Source organism: Spiroplasma endosymbiont of Polydrusus pterygomalis (assembly GCF_964030825.1).
Classification (GTDB): Bacteria; Bacillota_I; Bacilli_A; order Mycoplasmatales; family VBWQ01; genus Spiroplasma_E.
In genome coordinates, this window is the sequence record NZ_OZ034964.1 from 1090748 (window position 1) to 1112259 (window position 21512).

Annotated in this window: 19 protein-coding genes; 10 read left to right on the forward strand and 9 right to left on the reverse strand. The window is 23.8% G+C overall.

Annotated elements, in window-relative coordinates; all coding sequences use genetic code 4:
• The first annotated feature begins 3 nt into the window (after positions 1–3).
• The 5 genes from ACQH25_RS05420 to ACQH25_RS05440 are packed head-to-tail and all read left to right on the forward strand — an operon-like array spanning position 4 to position 7551.
• A complete protein-coding gene (locus ACQH25_RS05420; RefSeq protein WP_425381003.1) occupies positions 4–1701 on the forward strand; it encodes a hypothetical protein in 1698 nt (565 codons plus the stop codon).
• A gap of 3 nt (positions 1702–1704) precedes the next feature.
• Positions 1705–4185, forward strand: a complete 2481-nt coding sequence (locus tag ACQH25_RS05425; RefSeq protein ID WP_425381004.1) for a hypothetical protein — start codon at positions 1705–1707, stop codon at positions 4183–4185.
• Positions 4186–4189: 4 nt separating this feature from the next.
• Entirely contained in the window at positions 4190–4312 is a 123-nt protein-coding gene (locus ACQH25_RS05430; RefSeq protein ID WP_425380902.1) for a hypothetical protein, read from the forward strand.
• A gap of 16 nt (positions 4313–4328) precedes the next feature.
• On the forward strand, positions 4329–5576 hold the full coding sequence (locus tag ACQH25_RS05435) for a hypothetical protein (protein ID WP_425381005.1): 1248 nt from the start codon (positions 4329–4331) through the stop codon (positions 5574–5576).
• Positions 5521–7551 (forward strand): hypothetical protein, encoded by a 2031-nt coding sequence (locus tag ACQH25_RS05440; RefSeq protein WP_425381006.1) that lies wholly within the window; start codon positions 5521–5523, stop codon positions 7549–7551. The genes ACQH25_RS05435 and ACQH25_RS05440 overlap by 56 nt, the downstream gene beginning before the upstream one ends.
• Here ACQH25_RS05440 and ACQH25_RS05445 read toward each other — a convergent pair.
• Together ACQH25_RS05445 and ACQH25_RS05450 are read right to left on the reverse strand one after the other, a co-directional pair.
• Positions 7548–8036 (reverse strand): hypothetical protein, encoded by a 489-nt coding sequence (locus tag ACQH25_RS05445; RefSeq protein WP_425381007.1) that lies wholly within the window; start codon positions 8034–8036, stop codon positions 7548–7550. The genes ACQH25_RS05440 and ACQH25_RS05445 overlap by 4 nt on opposite strands.
• Positions 8037–8252: 216 nt before the next feature.
• Positions 8253–9959, reverse strand: coding sequence for a hypothetical protein (locus tag ACQH25_RS05450; RefSeq protein ID WP_425381008.1), 1707 nt, complete (start codon positions 9957–9959; stop codon positions 8253–8255).
• Positions 9960–10027: 68 nt separating this feature from the next.
• Between ACQH25_RS05450 and ACQH25_RS05455 the strand changes: the two genes are divergently transcribed.
• Positions 10028–11182 (forward strand): Mbov_0401 family ICE element transposase-like protein, encoded by a 1155-nt coding sequence (locus ACQH25_RS05455; RefSeq protein WP_425381009.1) that lies wholly within the window; start codon positions 10028–10030, stop codon positions 11180–11182.
• 251 nt (positions 11183–11433) lie between these two features.
• Here the strand turns inward: ACQH25_RS05455 and ACQH25_RS05460 are convergent, their stop codons facing one another.
• Positions 11434–12324: a hypothetical protein gene (locus ACQH25_RS05460; RefSeq protein WP_425381010.1), complete on the reverse strand. Its 891-nt coding sequence runs from the start codon at positions 12322–12324 to the stop codon at positions 11434–11436.
• A gap of 187 nt (positions 12325–12511) precedes the next feature.
• On the opposite strand from ACQH25_RS05460, the gene trpS reads away from it, so the two are divergent.
• Positions 12512–13534 (forward strand): tryptophan--tRNA ligase, encoded by a 1023-nt coding sequence (gene trpS / locus ACQH25_RS05465; RefSeq protein WP_425381011.1) that lies wholly within the window; start codon positions 12512–12514, stop codon positions 13532–13534.
• A 12-nt stretch (positions 13535–13546) separates the two neighbouring features.
• Complete coding sequence (locus ACQH25_RS05470) at positions 13547–14401, forward strand: Cof-type HAD-IIB family hydrolase (RefSeq protein WP_425381012.1); 855 nt, start codon at positions 13547–13549, stop codon at positions 14399–14401.
• 250 nt (positions 14402–14651) lie between these two features.
• Here ACQH25_RS05470 and ACQH25_RS05475 read toward each other — a convergent pair whose 3' ends face one another.
• From ACQH25_RS05475 to ACQH25_RS05485, 3 genes are all read right to left on the reverse strand, one after another.
• Complete coding sequence (locus tag ACQH25_RS05475; RefSeq protein WP_425381013.1) at positions 14652–14912, reverse strand: hypothetical protein; 261 nt, start codon at positions 14910–14912, stop codon at positions 14652–14654.
• Between the two features lie 98 nt (positions 14913–15010).
• The gene (locus tag ACQH25_RS05480; protein ID WP_425381014.1) at positions 15011–16075 is read right to left on the reverse strand and encodes a hypothetical protein; all 1065 of its coding nucleotides are present in this window, start codon (positions 16073–16075) and stop codon (positions 15011–15013) included.
• A 68-nt stretch (positions 16076–16143) separates the two neighbouring features.
• Positions 16144–17418 (reverse strand): hemolysin family protein, encoded by a 1275-nt coding sequence (locus ACQH25_RS05485; protein WP_425381015.1) that lies wholly within the window; start codon positions 17416–17418, stop codon positions 16144–16146.
• Positions 17419–17550: 132 nt separating this feature from the next.
• On the opposite strand from ACQH25_RS05485, the gene ACQH25_RS05490 reads away from it, so the two are divergent.
• Positions 17551–18201 carry a hypothetical protein gene (locus ACQH25_RS05490; RefSeq protein ID WP_425381016.1) on the forward strand — a complete coding sequence of 217 codons (651 nt, stop codon included), beginning with the start codon at positions 17551–17553 and terminating at the stop codon, positions 18199–18201.
• 224 nt (positions 18202–18425) lie between these two features.
• Positions 18426–19304, forward strand: a complete 879-nt coding sequence (locus ACQH25_RS05495; protein ID WP_425381017.1) for a hypothetical protein — start codon at positions 18426–18428, stop codon at positions 19302–19304.
• Positions 19305–19341: 37 nt separating this feature from the next.
• Here the strand turns inward: ACQH25_RS05495 and ACQH25_RS05500 are convergent, their stop codons facing one another.
• From ACQH25_RS05500 to ACQH25_RS05510, 3 genes are read right to left on the reverse strand one after another with little or no spacing between them, the layout of a single operon-like run.
• Positions 19342–20349, reverse strand: a complete 1008-nt coding sequence (locus ACQH25_RS05500) for a hypothetical protein (protein WP_425381018.1) — start codon at positions 20347–20349, stop codon at positions 19342–19344.
• Positions 20350–20384: 35 nt separating this feature from the next.
• Complete coding sequence (gene rdgB / locus ACQH25_RS05505; RefSeq protein WP_425381019.1) at positions 20385–20978, reverse strand: RdgB/HAM1 family non-canonical purine NTP pyrophosphatase; 594 nt, start codon at positions 20976–20978, stop codon at positions 20385–20387.
• Complete coding sequence (locus ACQH25_RS05510; protein ID WP_425381020.1) at positions 20978–21511, reverse strand: cob(I)yrinic acid a,c-diamide adenosyltransferase; 534 nt, start codon at positions 21509–21511, stop codon at positions 20978–20980. Before ACQH25_RS05510 ends, rdgB begins: the two co-directional genes overlap by 1 nt.
• Between the last annotated feature and the right edge of the window lies 1 nt (position 21512).

The window sequence follows — 21512 nt, forward strand, 5'->3', positions numbered from 1 at the left end:
ATCATGCCAATTGGTACAACTAGTACAGCAATACTTTTAAATATCAATAAACCAAAACATACTAGAATAAGTAAACAACAAGAAAATAAAAGTTTTTGATGAGAAATTTTAGAAATGATTGGTGTACAAGTAATAGCAGTAGCACTTGCTCCTTTTACTGGTGGATTAAGTGAAAGTATAGCACTTGGATTAGGTGCAAGTGATTTACTTGCTAGTATTAGTGCTGTTGGTGTAGAGTTTTTAACTGATTTTACTATTAATCAAGTTTATGATTATTTAAAAGGAAATGTAACACCATTAAATACTTTTTTTAATATCTTACCTGCATTTGCTGGACTTAATAAAATTAGTCGTGGTTATCGTACAACTAAATTTATTAAATTAGCACAAAAAACTAAAACATTAGAACAAATTGGTATTAAAGAAGCAAAAAACTTACAAGAAATTATTAGTCAAGTAAGTGGTAAAGAAATTTTAACAGATAAAATTATTGGTAATAAACGTTATTTATTTAATTATAGTTTTGCTCCTAATCGTGAGACAATAATCCAAAATTTAGGTTATGTTGCTGAAAGACAATATAAAAATAATTTTCAAAAATTAGAAGTACAAGAGTTAAAAGATTATTTATTATTACAAAATACATTAATAAAATTAAGTCCACAATTAACTCCAAAGTTTAAAATTAAAGATATTGAAAAAGCAAATAATTTTTTAAAAAAATATAATACTGATTTAAAAGAAGTATTAAAAATGAATCAACATGATTGATTAAATTTAGTTCATACAATACATACAGATAATAGATATGGTAAATCTTTAATTTTAGATTTACAAAAAATTCGTGCTAATGCTATTAAATTTAATTTTAAAAAGAGTTCAATTCATAAGGTTGTTTTAAAAGCAAATAAAATTTTTAAGTATTTTGATATTAGATTTTATTTAAAAAAAGGTTTAAATAAATTTTGAAAAGATACTCCATATTTTGAAAAATTACGAGAAAGTATATATAAATTACAAGAAAAATTTGAAAAGTTAGAAAAACAAGTATTTGAAAAAATTAATAAATTAAAAGAAAAAGCAACAGATTTATTTACTAGTGCAGAAAAGAAAGCAATTAAACATGCACAATTAATCCCATTAAATTCACCTGTATTTATGGGTTGCAAAATTCAACCTTTATCATTAAGTAAATGTGCAATTACTATTTATCATCGTAATCCTAAATATAAACCAATTATAGTTATTGATAGTATTCTTAAAGCAGAAACTTTTATCACTCAAATACATCCATTCCATTGATATCGCTGATATAGTGGTTGATACATTGGTTATGGAGTTAGTCGTAATAAATGATTAAAAGCAATTGCATTTGCTCCACCAGTTGTTCAACAAGTAATTAGAGATAGTTTTAAAGTTTATAGAGAAATATTTAGAATAGTAAGAACTTACCATAAAGTAGTTAATGTTATTAATAATCCTATTGAAAATATTAATAAATCATTTAAAAGTGTTGGTTTAAAATTTTCAGTTAATACATTATTTGGTACAGGATTATTACATCATTTAGAAAAATTTGTATATAGTCAAGTTGTAGCAAAAGGTAAAAAGAAATTACAAAAAGAAGTTATTCATATAGTGCATAGGAAAACTAAAACAAAAACTAAGCATTATAAAAAAGCATTTTTTAAGGAATGATAAATTATGATTAATAAACTTTGAACTGATGTCAGTTTAGAAAACTATAATAACTGATATCCATTAACTGGAAAAATTATAGAAACACCACAACAATATATAAATACATGACCTAATGTTAAGGATTGATTTACAACTTTTGCTATTCGTGCTCAAAATGATATTAATGCTTATCTTAATTTTATTTTATCTAAATTTCCTTTTGATAGTTTTAAAGATGAATTAATTAAAGAAACATTAAGAGATATGGTTTATGTTTGTGTTGAACATTGAGTATTTAATCGTACACCAATTGAGTTTAATGTTGATGCTACTATTCAATTTAATAATGGTACATCATTTAGTGCAAATAGTATTCCTAGTATTAATGTTTGAGATTTAGCACCTAGTAGAATGAAAATATGAGCAAGATTAACAGAATTAAAACAAATATTTTCAAGTTATAATAATGATGAAATAGATATTGAAAAAATTGATTTAAAAGCATTCTATACTAGAAATCAAGTTGATGAATTAATTAAAGAACAAAAAGCATTTACATTATCAAAGCAAATGAAATTATATGATGATTTAGTTGATGATAATGAAAATGAAATATATAGGGGTCCTGTTAGTAAGTTTGTTAATAAAGGTTATGTAGCAACTGAATATGATAAAGAAACTGAAACAATGATTTTAGATTGACCTGATGAAATTGGTACATTACCACCAGAAGCATTACAAAATAATCCACAAGTTGGTGATTTTACTCATGCTGCAACTGCTGACTTTTCTGCTAAACAACAAAAAAGAATTACTACCAATGAAAATAATATTAAATTATTAGAAAATAAAGTTGATATTAATAAACAAAATATTGATGATATTAAAAATAATTGATTTAATATTGCAACTAGTCCTTTATGAAAAAAAATGTCTTCTATTATTCCTAGTAATGAATTTGGAAAAATATATTTAGCAATATGGGGTTATAGTTACCAATCCACTACTAATCCAACTGATAATTATATATATAGTAATAAAAAAACTATATTTAGTTTAGGTGGAGAAGTTCAAAGAACAACACAAAAAAGTATTAAATTAGATGAATTAATTGTAAATGATAATGTTAAAATACAATTATTATTTACTCAGGAATGAAATGATATTACTGTAACTTCTAATGATGCTAATTATCAACCTATTTCTGTTGAATTATACCAATATATAGGAAAAGGGACACCAACTGAATTTATAGCAGAAGATAGTACAGAACATGATTATTATACAAAACAAGAAACTAATGAATTATTAGATAAAAAACAAAATATAAATGACGATAATTTACAAACAGTTGCTAAACAAATTGTTCCTGCAATTAATGAAAATAAAGTAAATATAGATAAAAAAATGGATGTAGAACAATTTCCATATGCTTTTGCTGTAAATGCTCTTGGTACTGAAAATCCTAATTTAGAAACTACTGATAAAACTATTGTTGGTGCTATTAATGAAATTAAAGCAAATGGTGGGAATATTGATGAAAATAGAATCTTCAATAATAAAGATGATAAAGATAGTACTACAAGATTAGTTAATGAAATTATTAAAACAAATGTTGGTGGTAAAACTTTAATTTATAGAAATAATCCTAATGTAACAGATGATAAAGATATTCCAGATAAAAAATATGTTGATGATGAAATTATAAAAATAAAAGATTTAATTAAAAAACTTGTTGTATGAAAAACAATAGGTGAGCGAATTGATGATAGAACTTGAAGTAATTTTTCACCTAGTTTAAATGCTCTTTATCGTGTATTTTTAATTACTGAAACAAGTATACCTTTACAAAATGGTTATAAAGAAGTTATCTTTTTTACACCTGCACAAGCAATTGGAACTGGTGCTTATCGTATTACTTCTAGAAAAATAGGTAATAGTGATGCTGTTTTAAATATGATTTATGATAATACAAAATGAACTTTAAAATTAGATGGTGGCGATACTGGTGGAGCAATATATAGGCTTGAAGAATTAAAAGCAGAGGATTTATATGAAATTAAAAGTAATACATTAGAAATAAAATCACCAGAAGTAATAGATATTGAAAAGCCTATAAAAATTGATTCAAAAACTTTATTAACAAAAGAAATTAGAGAAAATGAATGAGAAATAAATTTAAAAGAAAGTCCAACACCAACACCTTATCCAAAATGAAAAGATGTAGCAATATCATTAAGTGGTAATTCTATTCATTCTTATCAATTAAAATCAAATACATTTTATAAAATATTTTATGATTTGAATCCTTTTAGTACGAGTACATTTGGCAAAACTCCAACACAAACAATAGAAATATTTTGACAACCACAAACATCATCAAATTGAGTATGTTTTCTTCCAAGTTTAAAAAGAATTTCATATATTAATATTGTAAATAATAAATTAATAAAATTAATAACTGATCAAGGTTATTTATGAAAATTACAAGAATTACAGGAATAAGATTATGTTTTTTAAAATTTTAAAAATTATTTTAGGTTTAATTGGTTTATTATTATCAGCAGCAACAGCAATTTTAGTTATATTTATTATTGTCAAAATTATGTTAAAAATTAATCAAATATTTTAGAAAGGTGGTGAATATTATGTTAAGTTTCTTTAAAAGAAAAGAAAAAACAAATATTACTGATAATCAAGGTGAAAAATTAAAGTTTTTAACTAATAAAAATAAAAGTACTCATGCTTCTATTTTAAGTTATTTTGGTTTTAATAATTTTAACCATGAAACTTATTTTACTGATTTTGTAGCAGAAAATAACGCTAATTTATATAATGCTCCATTAGATATTAATAATGAAACTATTAAACAATATTTAATTCAACAAGAATTTTATAGAAAAAATTGAAATTCTATTTTTAAATTAAGTAAATTAGGAATTAGTGGTTATTTAATTTATATTGCAAATGATAATTTATATTTTCAAGTAGTTGATATACAACAAAGAGTTTATGATATTACTGGTAAATTAATTCAATGTACTATTTTTTATGATAGTTATGAACAAAATTCACAAACTGTAAGATTATTTGAAGTTTATACATTAAATAATGAACAAGTAACAATTAATCGTGCAATTTATAGTATTAGTGATAATAAAAAACAATTTCCATTAGATTTTAAAACATATATTAATAATCCTAATTTAACACAAGAACAAACATTAAATATTAACTATATACCAATTACAATTATGCGAAATAAAGCAAATGAATTAGCAGATTGTAATAAAGTAATGGATAAAATTAAAGCATTAGATGTTATATTTGAACAAATTGTATTAGATACTATTTTAAACTCACCGAAGTTTATTTTTAGTCAAACTTATGGTAATGTTCAATCTTTAATGGAAGAAGCAGTAAGAACATTAGTTACTAAGAATTATATATTTAAAAGTGCTGGTGATAATAACGAACAAAACGAAAGTGTCAATATGACTAGTAGTAATTTTAAAGGTAAAAATTTAACTGATATATATGACTGATTGGTAAATGAAATATCTAAGCGCTGTGGTATTCATATACCAAGTCAAAAGAAATCTGCACAACAATCAGTACCTGAAAGTACAGCTGTAAATATTTCAACTATTAATTATATTGAACAAAAATTATGACAATTTAATATTGATATTCTTAAATTTATTAAATTGTTAGTAAATTTAGATAAAGATTTATTAAATAGTCAAACATTTAATATTGATGATGAACAAGAAATTAATAATTTAACTGTTAAATTAAAATTATTTAACCCTGAAAATAACCAATTAATAGGAGATAACAATGGAAAACAACAACAAACCACAAACCAAGTTTCCACAGAAACAAAAGCAAACTAAACTTAATCAAGCAGATGTAGAAAATGATTATTTAATTGATAATATTCCTTATGATTTTACTAATATGATGCGTGCTACTAGTGACCCTGATATTAATAGAGCATATGATGAATTTAAAAAAAGAACAATTTATATTTATGAAATTGAGCGTTTATTTAAAAATAATGAAAATAATAGTTTAAAATTTTCAGCAAATACTATTAAAATTGGTTTTATTGATATTGAAAAAGTTTTAAAAACTACTGCTGTTGAAACATCTGACTTTACTATGCAATTAAATCAAAGAGCAAGTACTAATATTAATGATAATACAATTGAATATAGTATGACTGATATTAAAAATTTAATTTTTCAAGAAATAAATTTATTAAATCAATTTAAGTTATATGCAGTTAGTATAAATGAACCATTAACTGAAAATAATATTGATAATTTATATATCATTAATAATTATTCTCAGCCTTATCAAAATCCAAAAACAAGAAGTACTAAAAGTATTACTATTATTAAAATTAAAGATTTTAAAACAAGAGATGGTTATCCAATCATTATTAAATTACAAAAACCATTAGATAAAGATACCAAAGTTATTGGTTTAAAAATTAAAGCACCTAGAAGCATGATTTTCGGCAATATAAAGGTACTTGGTGAAGTTGACAATATGGAAGTATACCCAAAGTTATTTGTTAAAGATAAGATAGCATTTCCGCTGTTATCAATGCCTATTGAAACTCAACCAAAAGTTAGAATATTACAACAATGATTTAGCGAACAAATATTACCTTGAAATTTAGCAAAGCAATTTATAGGACAAGAAAAATCAGTTTTAGATTTAATTGCTATTGGTGGTGGAACTGAAACAAGAAAAGAAATTATTAATAATGCAAGAGTTACATATACTAAATTAGGTTATAAAGTTACTAAGAGTGCACAATTATGACCATTAAATGAAGAAAAAGAATTAAAAGATAATGAAGTATGGCATTTGCCTTGAACAACAGCTGATTGAGTTTTAAATATTGCTACAACAAATAAATTTCATGATGTTGAAATAGAAATAAAAGATAGACCACCAATTGATAGTTTACAAAAAGTATTATTAGATATGTTAACTTATACATATACATATAATAGAAACTTTGATGGGGCAAGTTTAGACCCAACGAAAAAACCAAATGAATTAGATAAATTAAGAGCAAAATTTGAAGGACAAAAACCTGATGAAGTAATTACTAATTTATTCAAACAATGAAAATTAGATTATCCAAATTATATAAATTTACCACAAGTTCAGATTTTTAAACAACTAGTCATCATGTTATCAAGTAATATTTATTCAACAATGTCAATTAATAAAGGTTTAAATGATGATAATAAAATTTTATTACCCTATTATTTTGAATTAAAATCAAATCCTATACATAGTAATTCTGATGAAGTTTGAGAATTTAAAGATGCAAAAGTAATGTTAAAATCAGCATATTTTGACTTTACAGATATGAATAACATTAAACTAAAAAATAATGATATTAGTCAAAATGAATTATTTAAACTTGATGATAATCAATTCAACTGATTATCTATTACAAATGAATTAGAAAGTAACAATATACCGTCATTAATTCCTGCTGATTGAACATTAGGTAATGGTGAATATGGAAAATACTTTACAAAAGCAATTATTAGTAATAATAAAATTGAAAATGCATTAAATTTATATGGTTCAAATAAATCTCAATTACTTTCTAAATTAGAATTTTATAAAGAAATTTCACAAATTGATAATAATAGTGAATTTGAATTACAAATTAAAAATCCGATTAATAACTTAAATCGGATTGAAATTAGTGGTATATTTGGTTCTGGAAATTATGATTTAATTTTAATAACTGATAAACAAGAAATAAATCTAACTAATATTAATTTATTTGATAAATATAATGAAAATATTTCTTATATTAATTTAGAAATTTAATTATCAAAATATCCATAGGGATAATTACCATCTCATTTTTTATCATTCTTATTAGCTGGTTTAATTGCAAAATATAAATCTATTTTATAATGGTCACTTCTCGGACTTTGTCATATAGAAGCCCCCCCCCAATGCGCATTATAATCGTGGTCTAAAAAATAACTCAAATCATTAGTTTTATGATGTGATATTGAACCAATTATTAAACCTGTTACTCCACTTACTGCACCAATTAGTGCTAATGCTAATGTTATTTTACTTAAATTTGTTTTTATTCATGTTTTCATGATAAATTTCTCCTTTTTTATTTTGTTATTTTTTCTTAATTTTTCACAAGTTTTTAATCATTTTGGTAATAATTCATGTTCTAAATTAATTGTATGATTTTCACAAAGAAAAAGACTAAATGTTGTTGATTTTAATTCTAATAATATAATATTTGTTCATTTTTTATTACAATTTTTATTTTGGCAAATAACGTTCATTTTGTAAAATCTCTTTTAAAGATTTTAATTTATTCATAACTTTTAATTCTTTTTCTTTATTCATCATAATTTACTCCTTATTTCTTAACATCTTATTGTTTAATTGTACTTATTTTTTATTATTTTTACAAGTATACTTTTAAACGCAAAATAACGCCTAAATAAAAGGTGTTTATTTTGTGAGACCTATACTATTAATTTTATGTCACTTGTTTATTATATGGCAAATGTGAAGATGCTTTTTTTCACAGTAGCATTATTTTTACCACGAATTACGTTTTTATATGGATATAGTGCATAAAACAGAGCATCATAAGGATCTTGGTACATATTTTTATCTGGAATGTTAGTTTTTGTTTGGTCATATCTTAACTCTTCTAAACATTGAGTAGTTTTTGGTAAATCATCTTTATTTGCATAAAAGTTTCCATAACTCATAATATTTCTCATTCAAACTACGCGATTAGTTAATCCTGCTTCTTGATTTAGATTTGAAGCATGTTTAATAGCAGTTTGTGTTATTAAAATAGTATTATGTTCATCTATTAATTTTTGATTTAATCAATCCATTGCTGTTCGTGCTTTATCATCATAAAAGTAAACCGTTTGTTCAAAATTTTCAAAATTATCAATTAACCCTAAAATTTCATTAGCATAAGCATTAATCTTTTCATTTTCATTAATAAAGTCATTTGGTGTAACTACTAATTCACAAATAATATAAGCGTCATAATAACCAGTATTATTATATTCTTTAAATCCAACTACCATAAATACAGTATGGTCTTTATGACCAGTTGCTCAATCAATACCAATACTATAAAAATCAAATTTATATATATCTTTTTCTTGATTATAAAATTGTTTTAAATCATATGTTTGTCAATATTTTAATGTTTTTTGAAATGGGAAAATTGTAGCATCACTATCTAAAAATTCAAAACCATAAAAAACAGTATTAAATTCATCGGGATTACTTTTTTTCATTTCTATTAATGTTCTTTTTTGAATTTCTGGTAATTTATTTCAAAACGGTTGAATAGTAAATCTTAAAATAAATAAACCTAAACCACTAAACACTTCTTTATTTTCATAATAAACTTTACCAACTTTTTTAAGATTATCCATAGTTTTATCATTTAATGGTAAAAATGGTGTACAGTACTTTAAATAAAATGGGTGATATTTATCGTATGGATTACATGTAAAAGTAATAAAAAAACTTTTATAAAAATAACGAGTAATCTTTTGTCCAAAAGTAGAACTATATATATTTTTATCAATAAATGTTCAACTTCATTCTTTAATTGGTTCATTTGATACTTTAATACGATTACTTCTAAACATAGAATTTTGTAAGCGTTCATAGCGATATGTTAATTGCTTTTCTGTCAACGTTTCTTTTTCTTCTGCCATAATTATTTCATCTGTACGTGAACCTAAAAAACTTGACCCACCTGCTTCTTTTCCAAAAATTTTATTACCATTAGCATAACCAATAAAATCAATTTGTTGATTATTAGGAAAAATAATACACCCACCATCCTTAGTAATTTTTCATTTAATATCATGGGAATTATTAGGTAATAAATTAATATCATATATATCTAATAAAACTTGACAAACATTCATTAAAGCACCAATAGTGGTTTCACTATGAGTATTTTCATATCGTCTTACTTCTTGTACACTACTATCATTAAAATTACAGCATATAAATAAATCAAATGCTAAACAGTTTCAAGTTTTTCTTGTTCCCCGTGCTGTTGGTATAAAACGATAAAAACAATTAGTAGTAAAATATTCTGCTCATTCATCACCAACAAATGCTTTAAAAATATCTCAACTAAAACCATAATTATTATCACTAAAATTAAGGTCATATTTTTTATTTAATTGTGCATAACTACTAATGAATGGCATATTTACTCCTTAGTTAACATATATAAGTTAAAATTTAATTATTAATAAATTTAGAAAGGAAATAAAGAATGTTATTTTTTCAAAATCATTTTAATTGAGAACAACATTATTTTAATCAAGATGAATTAAATTTAAAACAAACACAAGAATTGTTTAAACAAATAGATGATAAATTATGAAATGAATGTGATAAATCTATATATAAACCATGTAAATTTAGAAAAAGAAAATTAAAAACAAAAAAAGGCCTATTAACTTATAAGCGACGTATTTGTACATATTATAACAAAAAAATACAAAAAATTGAATATGTGTCATTACTAGATATATATCTTGGTGTTAAAAAGTATAGTAAATTAGCACCCGATGTTATTAAACAAATTTTAAAATATTTTACTGACGGAAAAAGGTATCGTGATGTTTGTGATACTTTTATAGAAGACTTAATAAGTAATAGTGCTGTTTTTAGAACATATCAAAAATTTCAATTACAAAAAATAAAAATTCCTAAAATCAAATTAAAACCAAACCAAACTTTATATATAAATATTGATGATGGACATAGAAAATTTAAGTTTAATGATAACCATAATAGTAAAAAATGTAAAAAATGTTCTATGAGATTAATAATATTTTGCATTGGTAAAAAGAAAAATGGCAAATTAATTAATAAAAGAGCTGCATGTAAAATAAGATTATCAAAAACAAAAATTGGTGCATATAAAACTGCACAATTAATTCAAAAATATGGTAGATTATATTATGAAAATTTTGACCAAGCAAATTTAATAATTTGTGGTGATAGTGCAAAATGAATTAGAAAAACTGCTGAAATTTTAAATGCTAAATTTATTTTAGATAAATTTCATGCTTTTCATGTTTTATTTCTTGGAATTATGGCAGGAAGAAGAAAAAATAAAATTGCTAAACTACATTATGAATATGCACAAAATTTATTTTCAAAAGGTCAATATTATGAATTAATTGATTTTTTAAATTCATTAATATTAAAATATCCAAAATTAAAAGTTGGTTATTTCATTAATGCAAAAGATGGCGTATTAAATCAAGCATTAGTTGAAAATATTGGTTGTTTTACTGAAACTAATATTAAACAAATTTTAAAACATATGATTGGAAGTAGAACCTATAATATTGATATGTATTCAAAAATGGTTAATTTTAAATGCTATCAAATAAATACAGAAATACAGTTATTATAAAAAAATCCCTAATTAAAGGGATTTGCCTAAGAGACCACGTACTTAACATACGCTTAGTAATCAAAGGGTATACGGTTTATCTTAAAGGACTTTAATTTATTATAACATACTTAAAAACTTATTAAAAATTATTTTAATAAGAATTTTTGAATTATAAAACTAAGCATTATTGTTGACTTATGTTTTACAAGTGTTAAGATTAATATACAATTGCATATAAAGTCTAAATTATTCTCGTCTAACTTTATAATTTAAAGACAATTAATGAATATTATAGACAACATCGTTATGCTCCCTCTTTTATTAATAACTCTTTTTTTACTACAAAAAAGATTAATTGTTAATACAACGATAACACGACGTCAACTACTATCTCTTCAATTTTGTAAATTAACAATAGCATCTAAGGTTCGCTGTATTTTTATTCTTTTTTCTTCAATATTTTTATTAACACTTATAATATTTGTCTTCAAATCAGAAACTAAATTATCTTTAGTTTTAATATTTTTCATTAATGATTTAATTATTACTAAACTTTCTCGAATTTCATCAATTAATTTATTTTTAATATTTTCATTTTCATTTAAAATATCTGCTATTTTTTTATCATTAATATTAATTTCTGCTATTAACTGTTCTTTATATCTTTCTAACCTTTCAAGTTCTGCTTTTATTTCATCTTTTTTTAATCATTCTTGTTTTAAATCTAACAATGAATTTTGTTTTTTCTGAAGTATTTGTAATTGTTTTATACTACCATTAAAAAGGGATAACTCTTCAATTTTTATTTTTAAATTAACTAATTCTGCTTTTAATTTTTTAAATTTTATTTTATTAGTACTTTTTTCTGAATTTTTCAATTGTTTAATCGTATTAAATTCTTTAATTTTATTTTGTAAATCAATTAATTGCGCTTTGATTTTAATTAATGTATTATTAATTAATAAAATATATTCATCAGTAACCGATCTTTTATTTTTACTATTCTTGATTTTTTTTAATTGAATTTCAGCTTTCTTTATCTCTTGTCTGATCTTTTTTTCCTGTTCTTTAATTATTATTTTTCTTGTCTCTACTTCTTCTTGCTTATTTTTCAAAGACAACTGTAATGAATTTTGATAAATGTTTTGTTGAGCTGACATAAAAAAACCTCCTTGTGAATGAAAAAACCCATCACTTCCAAAAATAAAGGTATGGGTTAAAAACTATCTTTAGTTTAACACTTTTATTATAACAAAAGTTAAATAAATTTTAAGATAATTAATTGAAATATTTAAGTTTATCATTGATAATTATAATAATAAAATTAATTTGGAGGAAGCAAAATATATGGCTCGTATTATATCAGGAATAACTAGCACTGGAAAATTAACTCTTGGCAACTACTTGGGAGCAATTAATAACTTTTTAAAGTTACAAGAAAAACATGAACTACTAATATTTGTTGCAAACTTACATGGCTTAACATTACCAATCAAAGCACAAGCACTAAAAGAAAATATTAGAGATATTGCAGCATGATATTTTGCTGCAGGTATTATGCCAAATAAAACTCATATTTTTATTCAATCTGATGTTCTTGCCCACACCCAATTGGGATATGTATTATTATGTAATAGTTATGTTGGTGAATTAGAACGAATGACACAATATAAAGATAAAAGTCAAAAAATGACAAATCAAAATAAAACAATAAGTATCCCAACAGGTATCCTTGCCTATCCAACCTTAATGGCCGCTGATATTTTACTATATGATGCTGATTTTGTACCAGTTGGTATTGATCAAACACAACACTTAGAATTAACAAAAACGTTAGCAACAAGAATGAATAATACTTATAAAACCCAGTTATTTAAAGTTCCTAAAATCATTGTTGATCAACAAGCACAAAAAATTATGAGTTTACAAGATCCAACAAAAAAAATGTCAAAATCTGATGATAATCTAAAAAATACTATTTTCTTAAGTGATAATAAGCAAGAAGTTACTGATAAAATTACTAAAGCTGTTACTGATTCAGAAAATATTATTAAATTTGATCCACAACGAAAACCAGGCGTTAGTAATTTATTAACTATTTATGCTAGTATTACTAACAAAAATATCAAAACATGTGAACAATATTTCAGTAATCATAATTATGGTTTTTTAAAAAAAGAGGTGATTAAAGTAATAAATAATTTACTAGAACCAATGCAGAAAAAACAACAAGCACTTATTAATGAAAAATTATCACAATTAGTAGAATACTTACAACAAGGTGCAGCTTTTGCTAATAAGATTGCTACTAAAAAATTAAATTTTGTCGAAAATATAATTGGAATTAATTTTATCGAAAAAGAAAAATAGGGGGAAAAAGTAATGTCTTTATATAAAGAAAGCCAAAAACATTTAATTCTAGTTGATTTAGATGGTACCTTATTAAAAAGTGATGGTCGAGAAATGCATGCTAATAATAAAAAGGTACTAATTGAAGCACAAAAACGAGGACATATTGTTTGTATTGTCACAGGTAGACCTTATCGTGGATCAATTAAATTTTATCGTGAATTAGGTTTAAATACTTTATTATGCAACTTTAATGGTGGTCATATTCATGATCCAAAAGTTAAAAAATTCAAACGACTAGTTTTTCCAATTTCTGAGACAATTGTTAAACGTATTCTCAATGAAGACTATATTTTTAAACAAATTGAAAATGCTGTTATTGAATATTACAATAAAGCAGTATGTTGAAAAAAAGATGATTTCTTTGAAACTTATTTTCACTTAGATAGTATTGAAAATGATACTTTTACCATTAGTAAATTAATCCGTGATTGAAAAGGAAGCGCTAATGCCATCTTAATTGAGTTTAAAAAAGATACTAATCTTGATCAAGTTTATCGTGATTTAGAAAAATATTCTAATTCAATTAAAGTTACTTGAAATCACTATCATAATAATAAACTAATTTTTGAAATTTCAAGTAAATTTATTGATAAAGGCATGACAGCACGAATTTTAGCACAATATTATAATGTTGACATTAGAGATGTTATTGCTTATGGTGATGAAATTAATGATAAAGAAATGCTAATGACAGTTGGCTATGGTGTGGCAATGAAAAATGGTAATATTGTTATTAAAAGTATTGCTAATGATATTACTACTAAAACTAATGATGAGGGTGGTGTTGGTTTTCACTTAGCAAAACTATTAAATCTTAATGAATAAATTAATTTTCAATTATTAAACTAAAAATATAGAAATTAAGAAAAAGATTGCAATTGCAATCTTTTTAAATTATTTTAATTAACAATCTTTAGAAAGGTTATACTTGGGTGGGTTTCACACTTAATATTTCGTATTTCTTGTTAGCAAAGGCTTGATTTTAAAAAGCTATTGCTTTTTTTTAAAAAAATAAACTAAACTTATATTAAATTAATACTAACTATTAAAATTTTAAATTAATTAATCTAAAAAATTACAATATTTCTAAAGGTAAAAAATCAAAAATTTCTGGATGATTGGCACAAAATTTTAATTCTTCATCATTTTTATGTTCTTCAATTTTAGCTTGTAATTCATTTAATTGCTTTTTAATTTCAAGTAATTGTGGTGGTGCTGGGGGCTGTTTATCTCATTTATCAAATAATATTTTTCCAGATTTAAAAAGTTTCTCATATTGACACTTTAAACAATTATTATGTTGTGATTCATGATCATGGCTCTTTTGACCAAACATAAAATTACCTCCTTTCTTCAATCCTTTTACTTTAAGTTTATTATATCAAATAATTAAAAAGGAGAATTATTTCTCCTTTTTTCACTATTAATATCATGTTATAAAACTGCTGGTAAATAATGTAAGAAAAAACTATTTTCTAATTCTCACCCTCAATCACGCTCATTTTGTGGTGTCAAAATTCATTTGGCAAAACTTTCAGCAAAAAATTCATCATCAAGATTCATATTATACTTATTATTCATTCAAGCAGTGCGACCATAATTACTATTAACCGTTATTAACGCAAACAATAATTTTTGTTTAATATCAATTACTTTTGTTTGGCTAGCTAAATAATTAATTAAATATCAAGCACGATCATTAATTTGCTTACTAGCATTATTAATGCTTTTCTTGTTTAAAAATGATGTTGTGCTACTACTATTATCATTAGCAATAGACCAGTTTCAATTAGTATTAAATGTTTTTCTTTCAATAGCACTTAAACCAATAAAATTACTTAAAGCATGACCATATTCATGAGTTGTCACACTAATTATTTGATCTGACGATCAAAACCCTACTTGATATTGTTGATCAATTAAATTAATATTAACAAAATCAGGACCATATCCCATACATTGGCTATCAACATTTGGATCAAAAGTAGTTCATGCAACAGTATTATCAGTTACTGCAACTGGCATAACTTTTTGTATTAATTTCAAAACATTACTTTTACCAAATACTTTAGCAAAAATATTATAAAAACGTAATTGTTGTTGTTCTGCTAATTGTAATTGTTGATTATTTAAACTAGCTTTTTTATACATGGCAACTCAATTAACATCAATATTTTTTTCGCCAACTTTAGTATGGGTTAAATCATATTGCAAATCATCATAATTATTTCAAATAACTTGATTTTTATTACTATCATATAATTTATTAAATTCATCAATACTTGCCTTACTTGCTGATTGATGAATTTGATATTCATATTTTTTTACTAAATTAGCATCAACTGCTGAAAGATTTCATTTTAATAAACTAGCATTAGCATCATGCTTATTTAAATAAATATAATGACCACCATTATATGGAACAAATAACATTATACTATTAACTGTCACTATACTTAATGCTGTCATAATAGTTGTTAATTTAATAATTTTTTTCATAATTTTTCCCCTTTCATAATTATATTATAGGTTTAAATTGTAACACTTAAATGAAAAGGATACATTAATTATTCTCATTTATTTTTTATTTTTTTATTAGTAAAAATTTCAACTTCAAAAATAGCAAATTCCTTACGAACTTTTATTACTTTAAATGAAAAATTACGAAACTTTAAAGGGGGGTTAGTTTTTCTGACTTTCTTTACCTTAGTTTTAAACATATATCATTCTTGGACAGTGTGTTTATTATTACTTGGTGGCTTTCTTTTTAAATAACGTTTAAACAATACTTCTAATTTTGAAGAACCATCAACGCGAAACTTATGAGTTCCGATTTCTTGGATTAAACCAATTTCATCAGTTTCATCATAAATCTCGCCAACTAACTCTTCTAAAATATCTTCAAGGGTAATAATACCATTGAAATCTTTTTTATCTTTATTATTACAAACAATTGCCATATGCATTCTTTCAGTTTGTAATATTTCTAATGCTTCATTCAATTTGGTACGTTTAGAAATAAAAATAGCAGGTAGCATTAATTGTCGTAAATCAGGATTTTCATTTTCTAACATATTAATAATAAATTCTTTAATATTTAAAATACCAATTACATTTTGATTAACATGATCTAAAACGGGTATTCGACTATACTTTTCCTCTAAGTATAAATGTTTAATAACTTTCGGTGGTGTATCATCATAAATATATTTGATTTTACTTTTTGGATGCATTGCTTGAAAAACTGATTTTTCATCAAATTTAATTGCTGATTCAATTAAATCACGTTCTGCTTTTTCTAAAACACCTTCTCTTTCAATAATTGAAATTAATTCAATAAGCTCTTGTTCAGAACTAGTTGGTTTTTTACTTTTAAATTGAAATAAAGTAACAATAAAAGTTATTGGATAAAAAATAATATTAAGACTGTATAAAATATATGCATAATTCAAAGCTATTGTTTCAGGATGTAATTTGGCAATACTTTTTGGAATAATTTCACCAATAATTAAAACAACAATCGCTGACACTAATGTTGATACTAAAGGACCATAAGTAGCAGAAAAATGAAATGAATCTAAAAATAATATTGTGCTTAAGGTACCAATAGCAACATTAACAACAGTGTTACCAAGTAAAATTGTCGTTAAAGTTACGTTATAGTTTTTAACTAATTTAAAAATAAGATTAACACGACGATTTTTTTTATTACGTAATTTACCAATAGATTTAATTCTAATAACATTTAAGGATGTCAAAGAAGTTTCAGCTGATGAAAAAAAAACACTTAATAGTAATAAAACTAGTAATATTATTAAATAAATATACCAATTGCTCTCCATATAGAAAAAAAACTACTCCTTTTAATTTTTATATTGTTATTAAGATTATAACATAGTATACTTAGTACGTTATACTTAATTATATATTTATTACTCATATAAGTTATGATATAATATTGAAGGTGAGACAAAATGCGTAAAAAATTTGGGCTAATACTAGCTTTAATAATAGGTACCACAACTAGTTTGCAAGTTAGTGCTTGTAAAGATGATTCAAAATATAAAGAATTTATTAGTGATGTTAATAGTGGTCATGCTTTTTTTGGTATTCTTGGTGCTGCTGATAATCCGCTTTCTAAGCAAATTATTGATGGTTTACATACAATACAATTAAAAATTGGTAATATACCAAGTAAATGAGATAATTGAATAACAGAAAAGCAAAAAGAAATAGATACCGTTACTGCTAATGGTACTATTAATATTAAAATTTATGAAAAATCACCATATGCTAATCCAAGCAGTGATATTGCTAACCAGCTTTGAAATGACACAAAAATTAGTTGACAAAAACAAATTTATCATTGATTACTTGATCATAAAGTTTCTGATAATAGTTCAGCACCAGTTGGCGCCTCAGGTGTTAAAGAAATTTTGCCACCTACTGATAAAGAACGTTCATTTAAAGCTTTACCAATTGTTTTTATTGTCAATAAAGGAAAATTAATAACTGTTGGCCAAGAATGAGCAACAATTAATAGTCAATATGAATTCTTTAATCAATTAAAAATTTTAATAACGGGTAATTTATTAAATACAAATACTGCTAACAAAACTAAATAATTTTTAAAAGAAGATATATTATTATCTTCTTTTATTTTTATCTATTTAATAAAATTATTTATTTGATTTTCAATTTTTCTTAACATTTTATAAATAAAATACAATAAAAAAATGTTAAAATCTCAGCAAATATTAGATTTAAAAAAATAAAAAAAGTATTAAATTTAACTCATTAATTTACCAATAAAATAATGAGTTTTCTATTTTGAAAAAGGAGAATAAAAATGGACAATGAAATTAACTATAGCAGCAAAAAACAAGAAAGTACATTATCATTATTACCAAAAACAACGCAAAAAAATATGGAAAAAACCGATCAAATCAAATATTTAAAAGCAGAATATAATAAAGCAATCGTAAAATTATTACAAGAACGGATTGAAAAATTAACAACTAAAGAAATTAAAAAATTAACAACTAAAGATATTAAAAAAATTAAACCAAAAGAAATTCCATGATTTATTTCTAGACAAATTCATGCATTTACAAAAAAGCAACTAGTAACATTTAACACCGAACAAATTGTGCAATTTACAACTTTACAAATTCGTTCATTTCAACTACTACAAATTCAATTCTTCAAACCTGAACAAATAGTCGCCTTCACAAAAACACAAATCCAAGCATTTTGACCATGACAAGTGCCTGCATTTACATTTATCCAAATTCAAGTATTAACACTAGAACAAATCACAGCATTTACCTGTGAACAAATTAAATATTTTACAAAAAAACAAATTCGTTCATTTCGACTATCACAAATTCAAGTGCTTACCCCAACACAAATTCAAGCATTAAAACCAAACCAAATTCAAGCACTTATCGACTGCCAAATCCAAGCATTAAAGCCAGAACAAATCCAAGCATTTTTACCATGACAAATTTCAGCATTAACAGCAGCACAAATCAAAGCATTGACAGAGCAACAAAAAAAAGCACTTACTATTGATCAGATTAAAGCATTTACACTTATCCAAACTCAAGCATTAAGAAAAGAAGAAATATCATATTTTACAACAAAATTAGTTACAAAAATTAATGAAATTAATTTATATAATCAAGCAACAACAAACAAATGTCATCTCAACCAACCAAAAATATAAAGCAAAAACTTAAAAGTTATTTTTATAAATAAAAATTTTATCCATTCATAAAATTATTTCTTTTCATATTTTTAACAATAGGAATACGTTCATCACTACTATTTACTTCTTGAATATTAAAAAAACTATCATAACTAATAATACGTTTTAGTGATGAATTATTAATGATTCTTGAATTATCAAAAGTATTATATGAATGATTAATATCAGCAACAATTACTTCTTGTAACAAATCAGTCTCATTTATTGATGAATTTTGGTAACAACCATTTCTTCATTTTGTAGCAATATCTTTAAAAAAAGCAGTAAGTGAACTACTACTAACAATACGAAAACCACCAGAAATAGTATTACTAGCAAATATTACTGAAAAATTTGGCATAAAATTAAAAAGTGGCATATTTCAAATTGTATATAAAGTTTGACCAACATTAACAGCAGCATAACCTATTCCCAATGATGCGATAATAAGTGCTGAATTAAGATAATTACTAAAATTATAATTATTTGTTAAACACATTTTAAATGTTTTTCAAGCAAAAACAATTACTATTTCCTTCCCTAAATTAAAAATAAAATCTTCAGATAAAGAAAATCATGATTTTTCACCATTTAGTTGATGATAAACAATATCTTTACTAACTTCATTAATAAATATTAACAAAATTGCTAAGAAACTATTTTTAGCAACTGTTTTTAATTTTTCTCTCCAATTTAAATTATTAGTGAAAAGAGTATCTAAACAAAATTCAATTTTAAAAAAAGCTAAAGTATAAAAAAAAGAATTAATTAACTCACTACTAATAAAAGTAAACCAATTGCTAATAAAATTATTTCATCCATTTATAAAGTCAAATTTTGTCGTTTCCTTTCAATAATTAGTTATGGCAACAACTGATGCAGTAATTACCGAGAACATTGATGAAAAAGTAACTAAAGTAAATGGTTTTATTCATGATTTTCAAAATAGAATATTACTAATATTGATATTATTGTTATTTTCAGTTAATAATGGTTGATATGAATTTGCTAGTGAACTTGGCATAGTTAAATCATCCTCTTTATCTTTATTTTAATTACCTAACTTTGTTCTTGGAAAAATGTTAATAATTGCTGAACTGCTGAATTACGATGCGAAATTTTATTTTTATCTGCTAATGACAATTCGCCTAAAGTGGCATGTACTGCTGGAACATAAAATATTTGATCATAACCAAAACCATCATCACCTTTGATTTCAGTAGTAATTTCCCCTTCAAGTTTACCAATAAATGTTTTAGTAAGTTTATGATTAAAATCAACATAAGCAATAGCACAAATAAAAACAGCAGCACGATTACTTTCATCTTTCATTTGTTCTAAAATATCTAACATGGCATCATGATAAGACATTTCACCTTTTCAACGTGCTGAATTAATCCCAGGAAAATTATTTAAAGCTAATATTTCTAATCCTGAATCATCAGCAATAACAGGATCATTTACTAAATTAGCAAGTGTTGTTGCTTTTAAAATTGCATTTTCAACAAATGAAGTACCCGTTTCATTAATTTCAAGTGGTGAATTAAGATCTAACATTGATTTAATATCATATCCTTTTGGTTGTAAGATGCTCTTTAATTCATTAATTTTACCAATATTACTTGATGCAAATCATAAGGTTTTAAATGACATTAATAATCAATCCCTTCGCGAGCAATCTGACCTTGCTCAAAATAATGTTTTACTGATCTAACTTCACTAATTAAATCAGCATATTGTTCTAACGTAAATGATGAATAGCGACCAGATAACGCAATTTCAACATGTAATTTTTTATTTTTTAAAATTGTAATTAATTCTTGTTCCTGAATTAAATTATTTTGAATGCATCCTAAAATTTCATCAACAATAATAACATCAATATTGTCACTTTGACTTAATATCTTTAATCTAGTAAGACCATAATTAGTTTCTTCTTTTAGTTTATTTTTTTCTAATTCATTCATTTCTCAAAAAAACTTTTGCGAAAAACCATAAAAACTCTCAATTTGCAGCTTAGTATTTTGCTTTAAAAAATTAATTTCACCAGAAGGATAATTTTTTAGAAAACGTAAATAACTAACATTAAGATTATTACCTAATGCTCTAATTACCATTCCATTTAAAATAGAAGTTTTACCTCTTCCTTCACCCTTATAAATATGAATGTAACCCTTTTTTAACATA